The organism is Mesorhizobium sp. M2A.F.Ca.ET.067.02.1.1 (genome assembly GCF_004023285.1).
In the GTDB taxonomy this organism is placed as follows: Bacteria; Pseudomonadota; Alphaproteobacteria; order Rhizobiales; family Rhizobiaceae; genus Mesorhizobium.
The window spans coordinates 1-6,313 of sequence record NZ_RZSB01000332.1; the positions used below are offsets into that span (position 1 = coordinate 1).

At 63.8% G+C, this 6,313-nt stretch carries 8 protein-coding genes; 3 read left to right on the forward strand and 5 right to left on the reverse strand.

The window, feature by feature from the left end:
* The 3 genes from EOA28_RS21060 to EOA28_RS21070 all read right to left on the reverse strand — a co-directional run.
* Positions 1-473 (reverse strand): TCP-1/cpn60 chaperonin family protein (locus EOA28_RS21060; protein WP_281060912.1); only part of this gene is annotated, 473 nt, incomplete at its 3' end.
* 62 nt (positions 474-535) lie between these two features.
* Positions 536-832, reverse strand: a complete 297-nt coding sequence (gene groES / locus EOA28_RS21065) for a co-chaperone GroES (RefSeq protein ID WP_010915433.1) — start codon at positions 830-832, stop codon at positions 536-538.
* A gap of 229 nt (positions 833-1,061) precedes the next feature.
* Positions 1,062-1,862 carry a class I SAM-dependent methyltransferase gene (locus tag EOA28_RS21070; protein WP_127251619.1) on the reverse strand — a complete coding sequence of 267 codons (801 nt, stop codon included), beginning with the start codon at positions 1,860-1,862 and terminating at the stop codon, positions 1,062-1,064.
* A 155-nt stretch (positions 1,863-2,017) separates the two neighbouring features.
* Between EOA28_RS21070 and EOA28_RS21075 the strand changes: the two genes are divergently transcribed.
* Positions 2,018-2,785, forward strand: a complete 768-nt coding sequence (locus tag EOA28_RS21075; RefSeq protein ID WP_245463275.1) for a hypothetical protein — start codon at positions 2,018-2,020, stop codon at positions 2,783-2,785.
* A 7-nt stretch (positions 2,786-2,792) separates the two neighbouring features.
* Here the strand turns inward: EOA28_RS21075 and EOA28_RS21080 are convergent, their stop codons facing one another.
* Positions 2,793-3,554 (reverse strand): SDR family oxidoreductase, encoded by a 762-nt coding sequence (locus EOA28_RS21080; protein WP_127251617.1) that lies wholly within the window; start codon positions 3,552-3,554, stop codon positions 2,793-2,795.
* A 106-nt stretch (positions 3,555-3,660) separates the two neighbouring features.
* Between EOA28_RS21080 and EOA28_RS21085 the strand changes: the two genes are divergently transcribed.
* A complete protein-coding gene (locus tag EOA28_RS21085; RefSeq protein WP_127251616.1) occupies positions 3,661-4,560 on the forward strand; it encodes a LysR family transcriptional regulator in 900 nt (299 codons plus the stop codon).
* A 47-nt stretch (positions 4,561-4,607) separates the two neighbouring features.
* On the opposite strand, the gene EOA28_RS21090 is transcribed toward EOA28_RS21085, so the two are convergent.
* A complete protein-coding gene (locus tag EOA28_RS21090; protein ID WP_127251615.1) occupies positions 4,608-5,234 on the reverse strand; it encodes a TetR/AcrR family transcriptional regulator in 627 nt (208 codons plus the stop codon).
* 121 nt (positions 5,235-5,355) lie between these two features.
* Here EOA28_RS21090 and EOA28_RS21095 point away from each other — a divergent pair.
* A partial coding sequence (locus EOA28_RS21095) for an MFS transporter (protein ID WP_128315224.1) occupies positions 5,356-6,313 on the forward strand: 958 nt, incomplete at its 3' end.

A 6,313-nucleotide genomic window follows, 5' to 3' on the forward strand; every position in this document is an offset into this window, starting at 1 on the left:
ACCGACTCGTCGCCATTGGCCGAGATCGTGCCGACCTGGGCGACTTCCTCGGAGGTCTTGATCTTCTTGGCGGCCTTGCCGAGAGCGGCGACGACTTCACCGACGGCGAGGTCGATGCCGCGCTTGAGGTCCATCGGGTTCATGCCGGCGGCAACGGCCTTGTTGCCTTCCTGCACGATCGCCTGGGCGAGAACGGTAGCGGTGGTCGTGCCGTCGCCGGCGATGTCGTTGGTCTTCGAAGCGACTTCGCGGACCATCTGGGCGCCCATGTTCTCGAACTTGTCCTCAAGCTCGATCTCCTTGGCGACGGTGACGCCGTCCTTGGTGATGCGCGGGGCGCCGAACGACTTGTCGATCACGACGTTCCGGCCCTTCGGGCCGAGGGTCACCTTCACCGCGTCGGCGAGGATGTTGACGCCGCGCAGCATGCGCTCACGGGCGTCGCGGGAGAATTTTACGTCTTTTGCAGCCATGGTTAGCTCCTGACAGGGGCTCGGGAAGAGCCCGAAAACTCAGTTGATGGAGAGGCCGAAATTCAGCCGATGATGCCCATGATGTCGGATTCCTTCATGATCAGAAGGTCTTCGCCATTGAGCTTGACTTCAGTGCCCGACCACTTGCCGAACAGGATGCGGTCGCCGGCCTTGACGTCCAGGGGCACCAGCTTGCCGCTCTCGTCGCGGGCGCCGGAGCCGACGGCGATGATCTCGCCTTCCTGCGGCTTCTCCTTAGCCGTGTCCGGGATGATGATCCCGCCGGCGGTCTTGGATTCAGATTCGACCCGGCGAACGACCACGCGGTCATGAAGCGGGCGGAACTTGGACTTTGCCATGTTGTCTTCCTCGAGTGAGAACGGTGAGAACTGTTCCTCCATCCGGCGAGGCCGCCGGATATGAGTTAGCACTCACCAAAGGCGAGTGCTAACGTGGCGCTGAGATAGGCCGGCGCCTTGCCAGAGTCAAGGCGCGCGAAAGGGGCAAGCGGCGCGAAATTTTTCTCAGGCGAAACGTCACCATGAAAAGCGCCTGCTGTCGCGGGACACCGACGAGCAATCCCACCCGTCAGTCCCGGCGCTTCGGCGCTCGCAGCACCAGCAGCGGGCAGCGTTCGGCGAGCCCGTATGTGCCGGTCGACGCGACGTCGACGTCGTCGAAAAATACTTTGGCTTCCTCGACAAGCGCGCTTACCGGCGCAAAATTGTAGATGACGGATGAGTTCCGGTAGACGTCGACGGTGCCGATCACCGGCAATTCCCACCCCGTGCTTGTCGAAAGTTCGTCGCGGTCGGGAAACATCGCTTCGAATTGCTCGAGAATTCCCGTCACCGGTATGACGTAGTCCGGCGCGCCGGCGTTCGCGGTCATGGCCACCCGCCATTTGAGGTCGTGAAAGGTCGAGACGCCGCCGGCCAACGCCAGGGCGCGGACATCCCGCGGATCGTCGCGTGTCTCGGGGGAAGCGTACAGCCTGATGCCGGCGCGCCCGTCTGCTTTCAGAACGCGCGCGATGGCTGAAAACAGCGCTTGCCTCGCATCCGCCCCGCCGATGACAGTGAGGCATCCGTCGCCGATCAGCGCATCGACGCTTGCGTCAGACATCGGCGGATCGAACCAGTCGCCGCGTACCGCCTTGCGCCTTTCGGTATCGCCCGGCCAGATGCCGGCGATCATGTCGGCCGACTCGTCGACCGCCGTCATCCTGGCGCCAAGCCCGGCGAGCTCCGGCGTCACGCCGAACATCACGACGTGCGATCGAGCGAGGTCGAGTTCGCGGTTATAGGCCTCGACGACTTCCGGCGGCGGCCTGAGCGGCGACCCCAGCAACTGCCAATGCCTGCGAATTGTATTCCAATGCTCTGTCATCACAAACCCGCCCGTACGATTGTATTAGAACGCATAATCGAGGACGCTTAAGAAACCAAGCCGGGGGGCGGATGGCACGTATTGCGGTTATCACGCATGAGTTTGACGCGTTTGAACGCCGTCGCGGGCCGTTGCTGCGTCGCGACAGTCCCTACATGCTCTTCGATCTCCTGGAGGAGTTGAAGCGCCGAGGACATTCCGTGCGCATTGTTGCGGGCACTTCGGCCAGGCCGCAGGCGGATATCGCGATACTCCATGTCGACGCGACCGTGACGCCACCCGAATATGTCGAATACGCGCGCACTTATCCCTTCTGCCTCAACATCGGCGCCGCCGATATCTCGAAGCGTCGCGTCAGCGGCGCGGTGATCGACAGGGATCACGGCTGGCGAGGCCCAGTCATCGTCAAAAGCAGCCTCAACAATCTGGGAACGCGGGAGCAGACGCTCAATCGGCGATCGCGGCGCGCCGGCAGGCCGGAGCCGTTTCCTGATGCCAGGCTGCTCGATCGCTACCGCATCCACGGCTCGCTTGCGGAAGTTCCCCCGGCGGTGTTCGACCGCAAGGATCTCGTGGTGGAAAAGTTTGTTCCCGAGCCCGAGCCTGACGGCTTTGGCGCCCGCTTCTGGCTGTTTTGCGGAGAACGCGAGCGTTGTACCCGGCATGTCTCGCCGCAGAACCTGGTCAAAGGCGAAGATACGATCCGACGAGAGCCGGTTCCGGTTCCCGACGAGCTTCGCGCGCTACGGCGCGATCTCGGCTTCGACTACGGCAAATTCGATTTCGTCATGCATGAAGGCAAGGCCCTTCTGCTTGACGCCAACAAGACGCCCGGCCGCGTCCGCAACCTGTCCGCCTTCCTCGCCGCCGGCAATTCAAATCTCGCCGACGGCTTCGAAGGACTGATCCGCCAGGTAACTTAGGCGAACCTCAGATATTCATGCCGCCCGATACTTCGATCCGCTGGGCGTTGACCCAGCGATTGTCGTCGGAGAGCAGCGAGGCGATCATCGGCCCGACATCCTCGGCGACGCCGGCGCGGCCCAGCGCGGTCATCCCGGCCACGACGCGGTTGATCTCGGCGTCGTCGCGCACATGGCCGCCGTTGAAGTCGGTCGCGATCGCGCCGGGCGCCACGGTGTTGGCGGTGATGCGGCGTCCGGCAAGCTCCTTGGCGAGGTAGCGGGTGAACACCTCGACGCCGCCTTTCATCATCGCATAGGCGGACGAGCCCGGCACCGAGAAGCGCGCCAGCCCGCTCGACACGTTGATGATGCGGCCGCTGTCGTTGATCAGCGGCAGCAGCGCCTGGGTGAGGAAGAACACGCCCTTGAGATGGATGTTCATCAGCATGTCGAATTCCTCTTGCGTCGTGTCGGCGATCGGCTTGCGCAGCCCGGTACCGGCATTGTTGACGAGATAATTGAAGCGATCGCGCTGCCAGGTCTCGCGCAGCGTCTTCTTTAATGTCTCGACGAAAGCCGGGAAGCTGGCGACGGCGCCGGTGTCGAGCTCCAGGGCCGCGGCCCGGCCGCCGGCCGCTTCGATCTCGGCGACGGCCGCCTTCGCCTCATCGGCGCGCGAGCGATAGGTGAGGACGACGTCGACGCCTTTGCGGGCGAGGTTCAGCGCTGTGTTGCGGCCGAGACCGCGGCTGGCGCCGGTGATGAGGGCAATGGGACGGGTGGTCATGGCGAAATCTCCTTCTCTTCGGATGGAGATGCATATACCCGCCCATGCAGGCGATATAATCGGGCGTGGATTGCCAACACTATTCAGCCTGTGCGAACAATCTGCCATGGATCGTTTTGACAGCATGCGACTCTTCACCCGCGTCGTGGAGCGGCGCAGTTTCACCGCGGCAGCCGCCGATCTCGGCCTCCCGCGCTCCAGCGCAACCGCCGCAATCAAGCAGTTGGAGAAGCGGCTTGGTGTGCAATTGTTCCGCCGCACCACGCGCCATGTCACCCCGACGCCCGATGGCGAGGCCTATTACCAGCGCTGTATTGGCATCCTCGCCGACATCGAAGACGCCGAAGGCGGCTTCGGCGCCCATGACGTGCGCGGGCGCCTCAGCGTCGACGTCAATGGCCACATGGCGCGCACGTTCCTCTTGCCGGAACTGCCGGCACTGCTTGCCAGATATCCGGGCCTGTCGGTGCATATCGGCGAGGGGGACCGCCTCGTCGATCTGGTGCGTGAAGGCGTCGACTGCGTGATCCGGGCGGGCGTACTTCCCGACAGCGACATGATCGTGCGGCGTCTCGGCATCGCGCGCGAGATTACCGTCGCGAGTCCCGCCTATCTCGAACGCCACGGTGTGCCGCGCACGTTGGACGATCTTGCCGGCCATATGATGATCGGTTTCGTGTCGTCGCGCACGAGGCAAGTGATGCCGCTGGAATTCATGGCCGACGGCAAGGTTCGTGAAGTGGTCCTGCCGTCGCGAGTCACAGTCGCCAATTCAGACACAAGTGCCGCGCTGGTCCGGCTAGGCTTCGGGCTGTTCCAGGCGCCAAAACTCCGCTACGCCGACGACATCGAGGCCGGCCGGCTGGTCGAGGTGCTTCCCGACAATCCCCCGACGCCGACGCCGATCTCGGTGCTCTATCCGCCCAGCCGCCAGCTTTCGCCTCGGGTGAGGGTGTTTGTCGATTGGCTGGTGGAGATTCTGGGGCCGAAGCTGGAGGAGGCCTGAGGCAGGCAAGTGCGGCGAGGGGACGGCGCCCCCGAGTATGACGACGGCTACAAAAACAGCCGCAACTGCGTGTGGATGATCGAGCGATAGTCGTCGATCGTGCGCCGGCCTTCTGCCTCGTCCTGCGTCAGCGCCAGCCGCACGACGCCGCCGGCAAGCTGGAAGATCAGGAACACGACCCGCCCGAACGCCTCGCGCTGATCCGCTTGAAGCATGGGCGCGACATGGTCGCAGAATATCTTCGCCTGGTGTCTCGTCTCGGCAATGTCGAGATGCTGCAGCGCCTTGTCGGCCTGGATGGCGTTCTGCAGGTCCTGGATCGCCGGGTCCGCCGCGACACGGGCATAATAGTCATCGAGCATGCGATCGGCCGCCGCCGTCACGTCGCCCGGCTCGCTTATCTCGGCGATGATCGCGCCGAAGCGTGCCCGGTTTTCCTCGGAAAAGCGCTCGTAGAGCATCGCCAGGATCGCCGACTTCGACGGAAAGTAGTGATAGACGGTCGCGATCGGTCCGCCGGCCAGCGCGCCCACCTCCTTCATCGTCACCGCGTCGATGCCCTTTTCGCCGATCAGCCGCATGGTTGTGGCGAGGATCGCGTCGATGCGCTCGCGGCTGCGCTCCTGCTTTGGCCTGCGCCTGGGTTCCGTCGCCGTTCGCTTTGCATCCGTCATGGCCCGCATCTTTCCCGGAAAAGTGCGAATTCGCGGTTGACAAGAAACATGATCAAGTATCAGTTTCATTAAATGCTGACAACTTGTCAGTTTTTCGACCGGGCTGCAAGGGAGGCATCTCGTGACTGCATCGCAAGCCGCGCAAGCGGAAGAGGGCGATTGGCTTGTCGGCAATCCGACGGGATCGCAGCTTGCCTCGGCGCTGTGGATCGGCTCGGTCGGCCTGCTCATCCTTGGGCTGCAGCCGGTTCTGCTCGGCGCCCTCTATACCGAAGGCCACGTCACCGGCGACGAGCTGGCGCTGGTCGCCACCGCCGAGATGATCGCGATAGGCATCGGGTCGGCGATCGTGGCCATGTTGCTGCCTGCCAGGAACATGCGCTGGAAGAGCGCGGCGCTGCTCGTCCTGCTCGCGCTCGCCAATTTCTGGACCGCTTATGCCGGCAGCCCCAATGGGCTGATCGACGCGCGCATACTGGCTGGCGTTGCGGAGGGCGGGCTGGTCGCTGTCGCCACCGAATTGATCGCCCGCTCGCGCCGGGCAGAGCGCATCGGCGGCTATTTCGTCACGCTGCAGACTTTGGCGCAATGCGCGCTGGCGCTGATCCTGGCGCTCTATGCCGTGCCTGCCGCCGGCTCGGCCGGCGGCTTCATCGTGCTCGGCATCGTCTGCCTCTTGTCACTGGTCGTCGCCTGGATCGTGCCGGACGACGATTATGCCGATCTGCCCAAGGAAGAGCAGTTCGGCAATGTGGCGAAAGTGCCGGCGATCACCGCGCTGCTCTCGATCTTCTGCTATTTCATGTTCTTCGGCGCCGTCTGGGCTTTTCTGGAGCCCATCGGCGCGCAGTTCGGCATCGACGGCCGCACCGTCGGCCTGATGGTGTCGGCAAGCCTCGCCGCGCAGGTGATCGGCGCCATGACCGCGACGGTCTTCGAAGCGCGCATCGACTATCGTTTTGCCATCACGATCATCGGGATCGTCGCGGCGATCAGCTCTGTCCTGCTTGCGTCCGGCCCGGGTCTTTCGGTCTTCTGGGCGGTTGCGCTGGTGATGGGCTTCATCCTGCTCTTTATCG

Coding starts and splice junctions, on each gene's coding strand:
- groES (WP_010915433.1), bottom strand. CDS start 832: ATGGCAAAGTCCAAGTTCCGCCCGCTTCATGACCGCGTGGTCGTTCGC.
- EOA28_RS21070 (WP_127251619.1), bottom strand. CDS start 1,862: ATGACAGAGCATTGGAATACAATTCGCAGGCATTGGCAGTTGCTGGGG.
- EOA28_RS21075 (WP_245463275.1), top strand. CDS start 2,018: ATGCTCTTCGATCTCCTGGAGGAGTTGAAGCGCCGAGGACATTCCGTG.
- EOA28_RS21080 (WP_127251617.1), bottom strand. CDS start 3,554: ATGACCACCCGTCCCATTGCCCTCATCACCGGCGCCAGCCGCGGTCTC.
- EOA28_RS21085 (WP_127251616.1), top strand. CDS start 3,661: ATGGATCGTTTTGACAGCATGCGACTCTTCACCCGCGTCGTGGAGCGG.
- EOA28_RS21090 (WP_127251615.1), bottom strand. CDS start 5,234: ATGACGGATGCAAAGCGAACGGCGACGGAACCCAGGCGCAGGCCAAAG.